Below are 15,818 nucleotides of genomic sequence, written 5' to 3'. Positions count from 1 at the left end.
TTAGTTAGTTGTCAGTTAGACTAAGGTTACCAGTGTACCTTTTTTGGTACAACGGAGCTGTGTGCGTTAGTGAAATACATCATAAATAAATGTATGAGCTTACAAGTAGCCTACATGTAAAGGGTAAATTGCTATTGCTTATTGCGCCCACAAAGATAGGGCGCATAGAATCATTTTTACGCTTTGTTACGGCGTAGGCAAATGACCGTAATAGCGGTAAACGCCAAAATAAAGCAGTAGAAAGAGGAAGTTGATACATCCCAAGGGCTGATCTTGAAAGTTGCACCTAACAATAAGGCTTGTGCACCGTAAGGTAATGAACCTTGCATCACACAGGCAAAAATGTCGAGTAAACTTGCCGAACGTTTACCCGAGATCCCACCATCATCCGCCAGCTTTTTAGCAACTGGACCCGCAACAATAATACTGACAGTATTATTGGCGATACATAAATTACTGGTTAATACCAAAGCGGCGATACCGAGTTGATCGGCAACTTTACGGTGCCACTTAGCTATTATTGCGGTTAATTTTTGGATTTTCGCTGCAAGATAATCTAGACCACCATTGACGCGAATAAATTCAGATAAGCCTCCGATAAACATCGACAGTAAAAATATTTCCTGCATGTCACTGAAGCCTTTATAGACATCTTTGGCAAAATTACCCACTTCATAATTACCAATAAAGCCCATCGCCGCGGCGAAAACAATGCCACTGAAAAGTACGACAAATACGTTTAACCCTGCGACCGCTAATACCAAAATGAAGATATAGGGTAATACTAACAACCAGTCAAAAGGTTTTGTTTCAACAGCTTGCGGTTCAGGTGTGAGAAAAACAAGTAGCAACACCGTCAGAAGCGCCGCGGGTAGAGCTATTTTTAAGTTCTCTCTAAACTTGTCTTTCATTTCGCAGCCTTGTGTGCGAGTGGCGGCAATCGTGGTGTCTGAAATAATAGATAAGTTGTCGCCAAACATTGCACCAGAGACGATAGTGCCCGCCATTAAAGCGGGGTCGATACCTGTTTTTAATGAAACAGCGTAGGCGATGGGTCCTATTGCGCCAATAGTGCCCATTGATGTGCCCATGGCGGTAGATACAACTGCTGATATTAAAAAGAGTCCAGGTAGTAAAAATGACGCAGGGATCAGCGATAGACCGGCGTTCACGACGGCATCAACTCCCCCCGTGGCACCGGCTACAGCAGAGAATGCACCTGCTAATAAATAGATTAAACACATAGTAATGATATTGCTGTGTCCAGCGCCTTTTATAAAGGTCTCAACACTTTGGTTGATACTGGCTTTATTAATTAAAAAGGCGACGACGATCGCTGGCAATATAGCTACTGGTGCTGGCAGTTGGTAGAAGGCGTAATCAACCCCTTGGGATTGCAGATATAGGCCTGCGCCTAAAAAAAGCCCGACAAAGGTCAATAAAGGCAAAAGCGATAGCTTCGCGTGTAGAGTGTTTGGCTGCATTATGCTCTCCAAAAAAATGTACCACAGCCATGAGATCCATTATTAGCTGTATTTAAACTTCAAACGCCCGCAATAAGTAAAATCGGCGAATTGGGAAGTTTATACATTTAGACGTCCAAAGTCCATGGCGTTCTGTTATTATTGTAGTTTCACTGACTATGGCATAGAGAATTGATAAACTCTATAGCTAAGAATAATAAGCCAACCTTTAAAATAGAGTTAAGACATGGATAAAATTGGAATTTTTGGTGCCAACGGCCGTATGGGCTTGGCGTTAATAGAAGCCTGTACGCTAGTGAGCGGTACTGAGATAGCTGCGGCCGCAGTGCGTTCTAATTCTCAATTACTTTCTACTTTAGTGATTAATAAGCAACCTTGTGCCCCAAAAGAGCTAAGTTTTAGCGATGAAGCTGAGGTACACAATAGCGATGCAAATGTTCTGATTGACTTTACTCTCCCTGAGGGAATGAAACGCCACTTGAACCTTGCTGTGTTGCACAATTTGCCTATGGTCATTGGGACAACGGGGTTGAACGATGATGATATGAGTGAAATTAAAGCGGCAGCAAAACATATTCCAATCGTATTTGCGCGCAATTTTAGCGTTGGTGTTACTTTATTGTTGGACCTTGTACAAACTGCAGCGACCAAGCTTGCTGATGAAATGGACATTGAAATTTTTGAGGCTCATCACCGTAACAAAATTGATGCGCCCTCTGGTACTGCTTTGGCGATAGGAGAGGCAATTGCAGAGGCTAAAGGTTGGGATCACGATGCAGTAGCTAGATACGATAGAACGCCAATTGAGCAAGCAAAGTCGCAAAATGAAATCGGTTATTCGGTGCTCAGAGCTGGTGATATAGTAGGTGAACATACGGCTTATTTCGCTACAATGGGCGAAAGGCTAGAATTAACCCATAAAGCAACTTCACGTTTAACCTTTGCCTCTGGTGCTGTAAGGGCTGCAAAGTGGTTGAGAAATAAACCAAATGGACTTTATAGCATGCAAGATGTGCTTGGATTGAAGTAGTTAACTTAGCTTTTTGGCGGTTTGGTTTGAAATTTTATTAAAACGCAGTGTTTTCCATGTTTTTTCTGGTTGGGTTAGACGAATCTAACAAATTGCTGTAGACTATAACGAATTTGCCAAAAATTAATAACTGCGTGTTACCAAGCGCTTTGTGAACGGGAAGAAAAGCGTTAAAGCTTGCTCCCGTTTTTTACCATTAGGAGGTTAACTTGACTAAATCCGCTCTGTTAGTCCTAGAAGACGGCACGGTGTTTCGCGGTACTGCGATCGGCGCTGACGGTATGTCAGTCGGTGAAGTAGTATTCAATACGTCTATGACTGGTTATCAAGAAATTTTGACAGACCCATCATACGCGGAACAGATCGTAACTTTGACTTACCCGCACATCGGTAATACCGGCACTAACAGTGAAGACGAAGAAGCGGACCAGATCTGGGCGAAAGGCCTAGTGATCCGTGACTTACCTTTGCTAGCCAGTAATTTCCGTAACGAGCAATCATTAAGTGATTACCTTAAAGCCCGCAATATCCTCGGCATTGCTGATATTGATACGCGTAAACTTACGCGTATTTTGCGTGATAAAGGTGCTCAAAACGGCTGTATCATCGCGGGAGACTCATTGGACGAACAACAAGCTTTGGAAGCTGCAAAAGCATTTCCAGGTTTAAAAGGCATGGATTTAGCCAAAGTGGTGTGTACAAAAGAATCGTATGCATTTAGCGAATCAAGTTGGACACTTGGTGAAGGTTACAAGACCTTAACGGCAGAAGAAGAGAAGTTCCATGTTGTTGCATATGACTTTGGTGTTAAGAAAAACATCTTACGTATGCTGGTTGACCGTGGCTGTAAACTTACAGTAGTGCCTGCAGAAACCTCCGCTGCAGACGTGTTGGCACTTAATCCTGACGGTATTTTCTTATCAAATGGCCCGGGTGATCCAGAGCCTTGTACATACGCAATCGAAGCGATTAAATCATTTTTAGAAACAGATACACCTATTTTTGGTATTTGTTTAGGGCACCAGCTTCTGGCTTTAGCATCGGGTGCTAAAACAGTAAAAATGAAATTTGGTCACCATGGCGGTAACCACCCAGTTAAAGACTTAGACCGCAATGTGGTCATGATCACTGCACAAAACCATGGCTTTGCTGCTGATGAAGATAGTTTACCTGCTAACTTACGTGCCACGCACAAATCATTATTTGATGGCACATTGCAAGGTATTCACCGTACTGATAAGCCTGCATTTAGTTTCCAAGGTCACCCTGAGGCAAGCCCAGGTCCGCACGATGCGGCACCATTGTTTGACCATTTCATCGATTTAATGCAATCGCGTAAAGCCTAATTGAGAGTGGAGTTATAATGCCAAAACGTACTGATATTAAAAGCATTCTTATCTTAGGCGCGGGACCGATTGTGATCGGTCAGGCGTGTGAATTTGACTACTCAGGCGCGCAAGCTTGTAAAGCGCTAAGAGAAGAAGGCTATCGAGTTATTCTAGTTAACTCTAACCCTGCAACGATTATGACAGACCCAGAAATGGCTGATGCCACGTACATCGAGCCAATCCACTGGGAAGTTGTCGAAAAAATTATTGAAAAAGAAAAGCCAGATGCAGTATTACCGACCATGGGCGGTCAGACAGCATTAAACTGTGCGCTTGATTTAGATAAGCACGGTGTGTTGGCTAAGCATGGTGTTGAACTGATTGGTGCAACCGCTGATGCGATTGATAAAGCAGAAAACCGTGAGCGTTTTGACGTCGCGATGAAGAACATCGGTCTGGAATGTCCTCGCGCTGAAATTGCACACTCAATGGAGGAAGCCCACGACGTGCTTTCTCGCATTGGTTTCCCGTGTATCATTCGCCCATCATTTACCATGGGTGGTACTGGTGGTGGTGTTGCTTACAACATGGAAGAGTTTGACGAGATCTGTACACGTGGTCTAGATTTATCGCCAACCAATGAACTTCTGATCGATGAAAGCTTAATCGGTTGGAAAGAGTACGAGATGGAAGTGGTTCGTGATAAAAACGACAACTGTATCATCGTGTGTTCAATTGAAAACTTTGACCCAATGGGTGTACATACTGGTGACTCAATCACGGTTGCACCAGCGCAAACATTGACTGACAAAGAATATCAAATCATGCGTAACGCCTCGATGGCCGTTCTGCGTGAAATTGGTGTTGAAACAGGTGGTTCAAACGTACAATTTGGCGTTAACCCTGTTGATGGCCGTATGGTGATCATTGAGATGAACCCGCGTGTATCTCGTTCATCTGCACTAGCATCTAAAGCGACTGGTTTCCCTATTGCGAAAATCGCTGCAAAACTAGCTGTCGGTTACACACTTGATGAGCTGCAAAATGACATCACAGGTGGTGCAACGCCAGCATCATTTGAACCGTCAATTGACTACGTTGTAACTAAGATCCCTCGCTTTAACTTCGAAAAATTTGCCGGTGCAAACGACCGTTTGACCACGCAAATGAAGTCAGTGGGTGAGGTGATGGCGATTGGTCGTAACCAACAAGAGTCACTACACAAAGCACTACGTGGCTTAGAAGTAGGGGCAACGGGTTTCAACCCTATCGTTGCACTTGACGACCCTAAAGCAAAAGAAACGATTATCCGCGAACTTCGTGAGCCTGGCGCTGAACGTATTTGGTATATTGCTGATGCTATGCGCCATGGTATGAGTGTAGAGGATGTGTTTGAACTAACTAAGATAGACCCTTGGTATCTTGTTCAAATCGAAGACATCATCAAAGATGAAGCAACCATTGCTGAAGTGGGCCTTGCGGGTCTTAACGAAGACTTCTTACGTCGCTTGAAGCGTAAAGGTTTTGCTGATGCGCGTATTGCTGAAATCGCAGGTGTGTCTGAAAAAGAAATTCGTAAGAAGCGTCACCAGTTAAACATCGTGCCAGTTTACAAGCGCGTAGATACCTGTGCGGCTGAATTCAGCTCAGACACGGCTTACATGTACTCAACATACGATGAAGAATGTGAAGCAAATCCGTCTGATAAAGATAAAATCATGGTTATCGGTGGCGGCCCTAACCGTATCGGTCAAGGCATTGAATTCGATTACTGCTGTGTACATGCAGCGCTTGCAATGCGTGAAGACGGCTATGAAACTATCATGGTTAACTGTAATCCTGAGACGGTTTCAACAGACTACGATACTTCAGATAGATTGTTCTTCGAACCAATTACCCTTGAAGACGTATTAGAGATTGTGCGTGTTGAAAAACCAAAAGGTGTGATTGTTCAGTATGGTGGCCAAACTCCACTTAAACTAGCGCGTGCGCTTGAAGCGAATGGTGTGCCAATCATTGGTACTTCACCTGATGCGATTGACCGTGCCGAAGACCGTGAGCGTTTCCAGCAAATGGTAGAGCGTTTAAATTTACTTCAGCCTGAAAATGCAACAGTAACTTCTCTTGAAGAAGCGGTTGCGAAGTCGCAAGAAATCGGCTTCCCACTGGTTGTGCGTCCTTCATACGTACTAGGTGGTCGCGCAATGGAAATTGTCTATGACGAAGATGACTTACGTCGCTATATGACTGAAGCTGTATCAGCATCAAACGAAGCGCCAGTTCTACTAGACCGTTTCCTAGATGACGCAATTGAAGTTGACGTTGACGCGATTTGTGACGGTGAGCAAGTGATCATCGGTGGTATAATGGAGCACATCGAGCAGGCGGGTGTTCACTCAGGTGACTCAGCATGTTCACTACCAGCACATTCACTGTCTCAAGAGATCCAAGATGTCATGCGTAAGCAAGTGACAGATATGGCACTTGAATTGGGTGTTGTTGGTTTGATGAATACTCAGTTTGCAGTGAAAGATGGCGAAGTTTACCTAATCGAAGTTAACCCACGTGCCGCTCGTACTGTACCATTTGTATCAAAGGCGACAGGGGTTGCGCTTGCTAAAGTAGCAGCACGTTGTATGGCTGGTCAGTCTCTGGCAAGTCAAGGTATAACCAACGAAGTTATTCCACCTTATTACAGCGTAAAAGAAGTGGTATTACCATTTGCTAAGTTCCAAGGCGTTGATCCGCTTCGTGGTCCTGAAATGCGCTCAACAGGTGAAGTCATGGGTGTTGGTGAAAACTTCGCCGAAGCGTTTGCAAAAGCGCAATTAGGTGCGGGTAACGCTTTACCACGCGGTGGTCGCGCGCTACTATCTGTGCGTAACAGTGATAAGTCACGCATTGTCGAACTGGCTAAAATCATGAGAGAAATTGGTTTTGAGCTGGATGCGACAAATGGTACTGCCAAAGCGCTTGAAGCTGCTGGCATTGAAGTACGTCGTGTAAACAAGGTATACGAAGGTCGTCCTCACATTCTTGATAGAATCAAAAATGGTGAGTACAGCTACATAGTTAATACCACTGAAGGTCGCCAAGCGATCGAAGACTCGAAGGTGTTGCGTCGTGGTGCATTGCAGCATAAGACAAACTATACCACTACGCTTAATGCAGCATTTGCTAACTGCATCGCGCATGCCGCTGATGATAGAAGCACGGTAAATTCTGTACAAGAGCTACACCAACGATTGAACTAAGGACTAACGCCAAGGCCACTCGGTCTTGGCATCAAGTGAGAAAGTTATGCAATCAATTCCGATGACAGTACGAGGCGAGCAGTTGCTTCGTGAAGAACTAAACCATTTAAAATCGGTTGTTCGCCCCCAAATTGTTGCCGATATCGCTGAAGCACGTGAACACGGTGACCTAAAGGAAAACGCTGAATATCACGCAGCGCGCGAGCAACAGGGTTTTTGTGAAGGCCGTATCCAAGAGATTGAAGCTAAGCTTTCAACCTCTCAAGTGATCGATGTAACCAAAATACCAAATAATGGCAAAGTGATTTTTGGCGCAACAGTGACTATTTGTAATGTAGACACTGACGAAGAGGTGAAATATCGCATTGTTGGTGACGACGAAGCAGATATTAAGAACAACCTAATTTCAGTCAACTCGCCGATTGCAAGAGGTTTAATTGGTAAAGAACTAGATGATACCGCTAACATTCAAACACCAAATGGTGCTGTAGAGTATGAGATCATCGAAGTTGAGTATATCTAGCTTAAACATTTAGTTACATAAAAACCGAGCTTGGGCTCGGTTTTTTTATGCCTTGGATATGGAGCGGTTACGGTAGTTTCCTATAGAATAGTAAATATTCGTTGTAAGGAAGACCATGCTAAAGCGTTTTAACCGAAATAACTTTAAGTTTGTTACTGCCATGCTAGCAGTTATGTGGCTCGTGCATATATTTACTAGCGTTACTAGCATACCGTTGACCCAGTTTGGCCTGGTGCCACTGAGTCAATCTCGGCTCTATGGGATAATTACATACCCTTTTATCCACAGTGATTGGCAACACTTAATTGGTAATACGTTGGGCTTATTGATTAGTGGTTTTTTGGCAAGCCAGCTGACTTACTTCAAACGCGCTACAGCCGTCATTTTCGTGTTGACTGGCTTGTTAGTGTGGTTATTTGCTAGTTATGCAAACCACATTGGCGCTTCGGGGATTGTGATGGGTTACTTTGGCTTTATTATGGGTAGTGCGGTGTTTAGACGCAATATAGTGAGCTTTGTTATCGCAGCTGCACTACTAGCTATTACGCACTATTTTCAGATTAATTTATTTGGCACTTTATTTTCTTTTGATGCCACCACGAGTGTTTCAAGTCATTTATTTGGCTTTATTAGCGGAGTAATAGCAGCGTATTTATTTAGGTGTGCAAATTTTGGAGTGGATAAAAAGTAAAGTTGATAACTATTTTTAGTATTACTTTTCATTAAAAAATACTTTGCATAGATTCATCGATTATTAATCTGATAGAAAGCTACAAAGCTTTAAATAGAACATCATAAAAGCGACTGATAGAGCGTTTTTTATTGCTCTGTATGAATAGGAAAAGCCCAACCCTAGATTAAGGGTTAGGCTTGTGTATATGTGTTAACACTCAATGATATTTACTGCTAAGCCGCCTCGAGCGGTTTCTTTATATTTGGTTTTCATATCATTGCCAGTATCGAGCATGGTTTTAATTACTTTATCCAGTGATACTTTTTGCTCACCCGTGCCACGCATAGCAAGACGTGAGGCATTAATCGCTTTTACTGCGCCCATTGCGTTACGTTCGATACAAGGGACTTGCACTAAGCCACCAACAGGGTCGCAGGTCAGTCCTAAATTGTGCTCCATACCTATTTCTGCTGCATTCTCAACATTGACCACATTACCTCCCATGATCTCTGTTAAAGCTCCCGCAGCCATTGAACAAGCAACGCCTACCTCGCCTTGACAGCCAACTTCTGCACCAGAAATTGAGGCATTCTTTTTATATAAAATACCGATTGCAGCGGCAGTAAGTAGGTAGCGAGTCGCTATTTCCTCATCAACCTCTTTGATAAAGGTGTGGTAGTACATGAGTACTGCTGGCAGGATACCAGCCGCACCATTTGTTGGTGCAGTAACCACACGGCCACCGGCGGCATTTTCTTCATTCACCGCTAGCGCAAACAGATCCACCCAGTCCATAGCTCGAAGCGGGTCATTGCTATTTTCAACATTTAATTTTAAGTACAAACTCGGTGCACGACGTTTTACTTTTAACCCACCTGGTAAAATACCTTCGGTACGGATCCCACGCTCGATACACGCTTTCATCACTTGCCAAATATTAAAAAGTTCTGCTTTTATTTCTGAAACCGGTCTTAATGTTTTTTCGTTAGCCATCATTAGCGAAGACACACTTAAGCCAGACTCTTTGCATAAATCTAAAAGCTGCTCAGCACTATCGAAAAGGTAAGGCGCTGGGTTTTGCTCGCGGATATCGAGCGCAGCTTGTTTCTCTTGCTCAAACTGTTCGTCTGTGACGATAAAGCCACCGCCAATTGAATAATAAATTTGGCTGTGTACTTTGTCTTTACCATTTAGGGCGACCACTTCCATTGCGTTTGAATGTTTAGGTAGTGTTTTTCTGCGATGAAATACAATAGCGCCTTGCTTTGGAAATTTTACTTTATGGCTTTGATCTAAATAAATAACTTGTTCTTGTTCTATTTTTTCTAAAATATCAGGAACGGCGTCGGCATCGATGGTTTCTGGGTCGTAGCCCGCAAGCCCGAGTATAACGGCTTTACCAGAACCGTGACCAATGCCTGTTTGACCTAATGAACCAAACAGTTCTACTTTTACTTCAGTGGTTTGTGCCAACAAGCCTTTATCTTGCAAATCTTTTACAAACAGTCTTGAAGCGCGCATTGGACCAACGGTATGCGACGACGAGGGGCCAATACCGATACTAAACATATCAAATGCACTAATCATATTTTTTACTCAACATTGCCTTTGAACGGGGGCACATCATAACGTTAAAAATGTGCCTTGTAACCCGTTGTGCTACGAAATCGCTATGCAGTTTTGATTAATTTTATAAAGTTTTTGACTAAGCTTGCGGTCGCTCCCCAAAGTAGTCCGTGGGGGGTGATAAAGCCGGGAAGTGAGCGGGACTTTCCGGCGAGTTGTAGCTCGTAAGTGTGCCAGTTCGATTCTAAACTGAGTTGGGCAATTGAAATCGTAAATGCATGCTCAACCTCCAAGCTTTCGGTATGCCACTGGGTGTTAGGTGCTAATCTGGCAACTACTGGGAGGATAGAAAAACCAGTTAAAGTAGCGTGAAGGCTTAATGTACCTAAAGGAGTGATTTGTTCGGGAGTAATTCCTAGTTCCTCATGTGTTTCTCTGAGTGCGGTCATTATTAAGTTACAATCCTGCGGTTCAGCTTTACCGCCAGGAAAACACAGTTGAGATGGGTGGTGCTTAAGATAAGCAGCTCGTTTGCAAAATAACAAAGCTGCTTGACCATTTTGCTCAATTAAGGGCATTAATACGGCACTTGATTTTACAGAGTCTTGGGCAATTTCGCGCGACCCGTTGTTTTGTAACGCGCTGATATGAAACCTTGTAATTACCTCGTCTAATGTCACGTTGTACTCTTAATTTTCTAATACGGGTAGAATTTTATTTACCTTGTGATATGTCTCTTGGTATTCCAGCTCAGCTTGAGAGTCTGCCACAATACCGCCGCCAGCCCAGCAATGTATTGTTTCTGCATTGCACACTAAGGTACGAATTGTGATGGACGTATCCATCCTACCACACGCACTTAGATAGCCGATAGAGCCACAATAAACACTGCGTCTGTGAGGTTCAAGTTCTTCGATAATCTCCATTGCACGTATTTTTGGTGCTCCTGTGATAGAGCCCCCAGGGAAAGCAGCTTCGAGTTGGTCGACGGCACATTTTCCTTCGGCCAATTCACTTTTTACTGTACTGACCAAATGATGTACGGCCGGAAAGCTCTCTATTGCAAATAAGCTCGGCACCTGCACTGAGCCTGGTTTTGCTACTTTGCCCAAGTCGTTTCTTAATAGATCAACAATCATGACATTTTCTGCGCGGTCTTTACTGCTATTAGCCAAACGCTCAGCTTGGCGTTTATCTTCTATTGGGTCGAGCATTCTTGGTAATGTGCCTTTGATAGGTTTAGTTTCAACCTCATCATCTTGGACCAGCAAAAAGCGCTCAGGTGAAACAGACAAAATGGCACTGTTCTCGAGATTGATAAAAGCAGAGAAGGGAGCTTTGTTTTGTGCACGTAACTTTTTGTATGCAAGCCAAGGAGAGCCTTCATACTTTGCACTGAAGCGCTGTGCGAGGTTGATTTGATAGCAATCACCACTTTTTAAGTAACACTGTATTTGCTCAAATTTCTCATTGTATTGCACTTGAGCCATGTTAGATTGCCACTCATTAGTTAAAGTGAATGCTGTATGGTTTGGCGACGGTTTGGCTAATAACGTTTCATAAAGTGCTAACCGTTGATTTGTTGGTTGGCTGACGTAATACCATTGTTTTTGCTGATTGTCGTAAACTAGCGCATCTAAATATAGACCAATGTGTAAATCTGGTAAGTCAATATCTTGCGCTGCCAGCTCTGGAAGCTTTTCAATGTAACGACCTAAATCATAGCCAAAATAGCCGAGCCAGCCGCCATTAAAAGGCAAGTCGTAGGGGGCTTTTTGCGCAGATAGCTTGGCTAGATGTGTTTTCATGAGTGCGAAGCAATTTATACTTTGCGGTTCGCCATCTAAAAAGATATGCCCATCTTTAGCACTCAGTAGGTGTTCAGGTTCGATACTGATGACATCAAAACGACTGTTAACATGGTTGGCATTGCATGAATCTAACAAAATTGCATTGGGTAAATGTGCAAAGTGCTCAAATACTGCCTCAGTAGGCAAAGTAATATTTAATTTTTTAACGTAAATTTGTTCATTTTCCATTTACTTGAACCTGAAAACTAGCCCGAAACGGGCGGGGAGGTTATCATACTTATCTATTTTTCTATAGTGGCTTGGCTGGTAGCATAAATCGGTCACTATTTTTAAGATGTATTCGTTATTAGCCTTTGGGTAAATAACTAAACTAAGGAACCGTCATGAGTATGATCCGTCAGCAAGACTTCATCGAAAGTATCGAAGATGCTTTGCAATATATCTCTTTTTATCATCCGCTTGATTTTGTTCAGGCGCTAGAAAAAGCGTATCACAAAGAAGAAAGCAAAGCGGCAAAAGACGCGATTGCGCAAATCTTAATTAACTCGCGCATGTCAGCAGAGGGCAAACGCCCACTTTGTCAAGATACAGGTATCGTTACCTGCTTTGTAAAAGTAGGTATGGATGTAAAATGGGATAAGACTGATCTTACGGTTCAGCAAATGGTAGATGAAGGTACGCGCAGAGCATATCTGAATCCAGACAACCCATTGCGTGCATCAATTGTTGCAGACCCAGCAGGTAGCCGCAAAAATACCAAAGATAACACTCCGTCGGTTGTGCATATTGATATGGTGCCAGGAGCAGAAGTTGAAGTGATGATTGCGGCTAAAGGTGGCGGCTCTGAGAACAAAACTAAAATGGTTATGCTAAACCCATCTGATGATGTGGCTGCTTGGGTTGAGAAAACTCTGCCAACAATGGGGGCAGGTTGGTGTCCTCCTGGCATGCTGGGAATAGGTATTGGTGGTACGGCTGAAAAAGCAGCAGTATTAGCTAAAGAGTCACTAATGGACCCAGTTGATATTCACGAGCTAATGGAACGCGGCGCGCAAACGGCTGAGGAAGAGTTACGCTTGGAGATCTTTGAGCGTGCAAATAAACTAGGTATTGGAGCACAAGGTCTAGGCGGTTTAACAACCGTGGTTGATGTAAAAATAAAAACAGCGCCAACGCATGCGGCATCAAAGCCAGTTGTTATGATCCCGAACTGTGCGGCGACCCGTCATGTGCACTTTACGCTAGATGGTTCAGGTCCTGCAGATCTTAAAGCGCCTAAACTAGAAGATTGGCCTGAAGTGACTTGGGAAGTAGGTGAAGATACGCGTCGTGTAAATCTGGATACGTTGACTAAAGAAGACACTCACGACTGGAAAATGGGCGAAACAGTTTTACTATCAGGTAAAATCTTAACAGGTCGTGATGCAGCGCATAAACGATTGCAAGATATGATCAACTCGGGCGAAGGCTTACCGGAAGGTGTAGATTTTGAGAACAAATTTATCTATTACGTTGGCCCAGTTGATGCAGTGGGTGACGAAGCGGTAGGTCCAGCTGGTCCGACTACTGCAACTCGTATGGATAAGTTTACCGATATGATGTTAGAGAATACCGGTATTGTAGGTATGATAGGTAAAGCAGAGCGAGGTCCTGCAACCGTTGAGTCAATCAAGAATAACAAATCAATCTATCTTATGGCTGTAGGTGGCGCTGCTTATTTGGTTGCAAAAGCGATTAAAAAAGCACGTGTTGTTGCTTTTGAAGACTTGGGAATGGAAGCTATTTATGAGTTTGAAGTTGAGGACATGCCAGTAACAGTTGCTGTAGATAGCACCGGAGCAAATGCGCATGAGCAAGGCCCTGCTATTTGGAAAGCAAAAATAGAAGAGCTTGATAGTAAGCTCAAATAACGCCTTTTAATCAGAGTATACAAGCCGCATGTTGCATAAACATGCGGCTTTTTTGTAATTAAAATTTTACACTAAAGCTAAACTTTACGTTTACGTAAACATCCCTTGCGAAGATTTAAGATATCTTAACTATACTTGCCCGCTAATTTCGTATTGTTAGTTTAATTATTCTCATACATTTGTTTTATTAACTTGAATATTTAAATTAATTGTATTTAGTAGGATGATCATCTCATTTTCTGGCATGCTGGTGAAGTTAGTGATAGAGTTTTGCCAATTTCAGCGCTATCAACACCCAAAGGGTGAGACATTTCGGAGAACTTAAAGTGGCTGTATTTAACCAAGTTGAATTTGACAATCATGAACAGGTCGTCTTTTGCGCCGATGAAGCATCAGGCCTAAAAGCGATTATTGCTGTGCATAGCACCAAGTTAGGTCCTGCGGTAGGGGGGTGTCGTTTGTGGCACTACGCTAAAGATGAAGATGCAGTGTATGACGTATTACGCTTATCTAAAGGTATGACGTATAAAAACGCGGTGGCACGTTTACCATTTGGTGGCGGCAAGTCAGTGATCATCGGCGATGCGAAAGAAATCAAGTCTGAAGCTTTATTCAGAGCCTTTGGTAAGCATCTTGAACGTTTGGGTGGTAGCTACTACTCAGCAGAAGACGTAAACATCACCACTGGTGATGTCATGATGATGCACAAAGAAACAAATTATGTTTTGGGTCTGGAAGGCAAAAGTGGCAATCCATCGCCATTTACGGCATTAGGTACGTTTTTAGGTATTAAAGCTGCGTACCAGCATAAACATGGTCATCAAGATTTAGCTGGCGTTAAAGTAGCGGTTCAAGGCCTAGGCGCGGTAGCTTATGGCTTGTGTAAATATTTACACGAAGCAGGTGCTGAGCTATTCGTGACAGATATCAACCAAGCATCAATCGATAGAGTAGTTAGCGATTTTGGCGCTACGGCAGTAGGCATCGATGAAATTTACGACTTAGATGTAGATGTTTATGCTCCTTGCGCGCTTGGTGCAACTATCAATGACAATACTATCCCGCGTATCAAAGCAACTATCATCGCAGGGTGTGCTAACAACCAGTTGGCGGAATCTCGCCATGGTGAAATTTTGCGCGAAAAAGGCGTGTTGTATGCGCCAGACTACGTGATTAATGCCGGTGGTATTATCAATGTCTATTATGAGACTAAACCTGAAGGCTACAACGAGGCTGATGCTACTAAACACGTAGAAGGTATTTACGATACCCTGACAGAAATTTTTGCGCGTTCTGAGAGTGAGCAAAAGTCTACTCACATTATTGCAGATGAACTAGCGCAAGAGATCATCGAACAAGGTCTTTAACGATTTTATTCGATAGTCGATATTTGAAAGGGTATGCTTAAGCATACCCTTTTTTGATCTGTACAAGTATGAAACCAATTGACTTAAAAACGTGGCCACGCGCACAACACTTTCACTTTTTTAAAGGCTTTGAAAAACCGCACTTCGATATTACTACTCACGTTGACTTCAAGCCACTTTACCAGTTTGCTAAAAACAAAAACGTCTCTTTTACCCATTGTTATTTATATTGCTTGTTGCAAGCGATACATCGTTATGCGCCAATGCGCTACAGGATAGTAGATGGTTTGCCAGTTGAAGTGCCTAAAGTGACGGCAAGCACGGTATTTTTGAAAGATGATGACACATTTCGTTTTACACCGTTACATTTGCACGAGAATTTAACTCTCTTCTGCGAACATGTGTCTAGGCAGCAGGCAGTATACCTAGAGCAAACACTTTTGAATGAAAGGTTTGAACTTAGACAGACCCATGAGGCGCAAGTTTATGTTTCAATATTGCCGTGGTTTAACTTTAGTAGCTTTAGCCATGCCGCAACAGATACGAGTAATTGTTCTGGGATCCCAAAGTTTGTGTTTGGACAGTATCAAAAAGAGACTGGGCTAATGCCTGTTAATATAGAAGTGCATCATGCTTTATTAGATGGGGTTCACGTTGCGCAATTTTTGACTACACTGAATAAGGTTGTTTTGGAGTTACTAAATTAAGTGGTTGAAATGTAGGCAAATGAAAGATTTTTTGTCAGTAATGCAAAAATGACAATTATTTTTCAATCATAAATTTTATTTGTTAGTACATTCATAGGGTTAAGAGTCACAGTTGCAAAATTAAAGAGACTATTACATTGTGCTCTTGTGTTGTAATTAAATGTA

At 42.9% G+C, this 15,818-nt stretch carries 12 protein-coding genes; 8 read left to right on the top strand and 4 right to left on the bottom strand.

Going from position 1 to position 15,818, the window contains the following annotated elements:
- Window positions 1–176: 176 nt before the first annotated feature.
- Entirely contained in the window at window positions 177–1,484 is a 1,308-nt protein-coding gene (locus tag GDK41_RS10475) for a Na+/H+ antiporter NhaC family protein (RefSeq protein ID WP_152086369.1), read from the bottom strand.
- Window positions 1,485–1,710: 226 nt separating this feature from the next.
- On the opposite strand from GDK41_RS10475, the gene dapB reads away from it, so the two are divergent.
- The 5 genes from dapB to GDK41_RS10450 all read left to right on the top strand — a co-directional run bounded on the left by dapB (window position 1,711) and on the right by GDK41_RS10450 (window position 8,310).
- Window positions 1,711–2,514, top strand: coding sequence for a 4-hydroxy-tetrahydrodipicolinate reductase (gene dapB / locus GDK41_RS10470; RefSeq protein ID WP_152086368.1), 804 nt, complete (start codon window positions 1,711–1,713; stop codon window positions 2,512–2,514).
- Between the two features lie 209 nt (window positions 2,515–2,723).
- Complete coding sequence (carA, locus tag GDK41_RS10465) at window positions 2,724–3,860, top strand: glutamine-hydrolyzing carbamoyl-phosphate synthase small subunit (protein ID WP_152086367.1); 1,137 nt, start codon at window positions 2,724–2,726, stop codon at window positions 3,858–3,860.
- A 17-nt stretch (window positions 3,861–3,877) separates the two neighbouring features.
- Entirely contained in the window at window positions 3,878–7,096 is a 3,219-nt protein-coding gene (gene carB, locus GDK41_RS10460; RefSeq protein WP_152086366.1) for a carbamoyl-phosphate synthase large subunit, read from the top strand.
- A 46-nt stretch (window positions 7,097–7,142) separates the two neighbouring features.
- Window positions 7,143–7,619, top strand: coding sequence for a transcription elongation factor GreA (greA, locus tag GDK41_RS10455; protein ID WP_152086365.1), 477 nt, complete (start codon window positions 7,143–7,145; stop codon window positions 7,617–7,619).
- 115 nt (window positions 7,620–7,734) lie between these two features.
- Window positions 7,735–8,310, top strand: coding sequence for a rhomboid family intramembrane serine protease (locus GDK41_RS10450; protein ID WP_152086364.1), 576 nt, complete (start codon window positions 7,735–7,737; stop codon window positions 8,308–8,310).
- A gap of 192 nt (window positions 8,311–8,502) precedes the next feature.
- Here the strand turns inward: GDK41_RS10450 and GDK41_RS10445 are convergent, their stop codons facing one another.
- From GDK41_RS10445 to pabB, 3 genes are all read right to left on the bottom strand, one after another.
- Window positions 8,503–9,879, bottom strand: coding sequence for an L-serine ammonia-lyase (locus GDK41_RS10445; RefSeq protein WP_152086363.1), 1,377 nt, complete (start codon window positions 9,877–9,879; stop codon window positions 8,503–8,505).
- 83 nt (window positions 9,880–9,962) lie between these two features.
- Window positions 9,963–10,538 (bottom strand): NUDIX hydrolase, encoded by a 576-nt coding sequence (locus GDK41_RS10440; protein WP_232056442.1) that lies wholly within the window; start codon window positions 10,536–10,538, stop codon window positions 9,963–9,965.
- A 9-nt stretch (window positions 10,539–10,547) separates the two neighbouring features.
- On the bottom strand, window positions 10,548–11,897 hold the full coding sequence (gene pabB, locus GDK41_RS10435) for an aminodeoxychorismate synthase component I (protein WP_152086362.1): 1,350 nt from the start codon (window positions 11,895–11,897) through the stop codon (window positions 10,548–10,550).
- 155 nt (window positions 11,898–12,052) lie between these two features.
- On the opposite strand from pabB, the gene GDK41_RS10430 reads away from it, so the two are divergent.
- The 3 genes from GDK41_RS10430 to GDK41_RS10420 all read left to right on the top strand — a co-directional run bounded on the left by GDK41_RS10430 (window position 12,053) and on the right by GDK41_RS10420 (window position 15,653).
- Window positions 12,053–13,579, top strand: coding sequence for a fumarate hydratase (locus tag GDK41_RS10430; RefSeq protein WP_152086361.1), 1,527 nt, complete (start codon window positions 12,053–12,055; stop codon window positions 13,577–13,579).
- 326 nt (window positions 13,580–13,905) lie between these two features.
- Complete coding sequence (locus GDK41_RS10425) at window positions 13,906–14,946, top strand: Leu/Phe/Val dehydrogenase (RefSeq protein WP_152086360.1); 1,041 nt, start codon at window positions 13,906–13,908, stop codon at window positions 14,944–14,946.
- Between the two features lie 68 nt (window positions 14,947–15,014).
- Window positions 15,015–15,653, top strand: coding sequence for a CatA-like O-acetyltransferase (locus GDK41_RS10420; RefSeq protein WP_152086359.1), 639 nt, complete (start codon window positions 15,015–15,017; stop codon window positions 15,651–15,653).
- The last annotated feature ends 165 nt before the right edge of the window (window positions 15,654–15,818 follow it).

This window comes from Pseudoalteromonas sp. A25 (assembly GCF_009176705.1).
Classification (GTDB): Bacteria; Pseudomonadota; Gammaproteobacteria; order Enterobacterales; family Alteromonadaceae; genus Pseudoalteromonas.
Note: the sequence above shows the minus strand (reverse complement) of the source record. Positions and strands in the feature narration are given on the sequence as shown.

Excerpts from the sequence above, each read along its gene's own strand:
- GDK41_RS10475 (WP_152086369.1), bottom strand. The coding sequence starts at position 1,484 with ATGCAGCCAAACACTCTACACGCGAAGCTATCGCTTTTGCCTTTATTG.
- dapB (WP_152086368.1), top strand. The coding sequence starts at position 1,711 with ATGGATAAAATTGGAATTTTTGGTGCCAACGGCCGTATGGGCTTGGCG.
- carB (WP_152086366.1), top strand. The coding sequence starts at position 3,878 with ATGCCAAAACGTACTGATATTAAAAGCATTCTTATCTTAGGCGCGGGA.
- greA (WP_152086365.1), top strand. The coding sequence starts at position 7,143 with ATGCAATCAATTCCGATGACAGTACGAGGCGAGCAGTTGCTTCGTGAA.
- GDK41_RS10450 (WP_152086364.1), top strand. The coding sequence starts at position 7,735 with ATGCTAAAGCGTTTTAACCGAAATAACTTTAAGTTTGTTACTGCCATG.
- GDK41_RS10445 (WP_152086363.1), bottom strand. The coding sequence starts at position 9,879 with ATGATTAGTGCATTTGATATGTTTAGTATCGGTATTGGCCCCTCGTCG.
- pabB (WP_152086362.1), bottom strand. The coding sequence starts at position 11,897 with ATGGAAAATGAACAAATTTACGTTAAAAAATTAAATATTACTTTGCCT.
- GDK41_RS10430 (WP_152086361.1), top strand. The coding sequence starts at position 12,053 with ATGAGTATGATCCGTCAGCAAGACTTCATCGAAAGTATCGAAGATGCT.
- GDK41_RS10420 (WP_152086359.1), top strand. The coding sequence starts at position 15,015 with ATGAAACCAATTGACTTAAAAACGTGGCCACGCGCACAACACTTTCAC.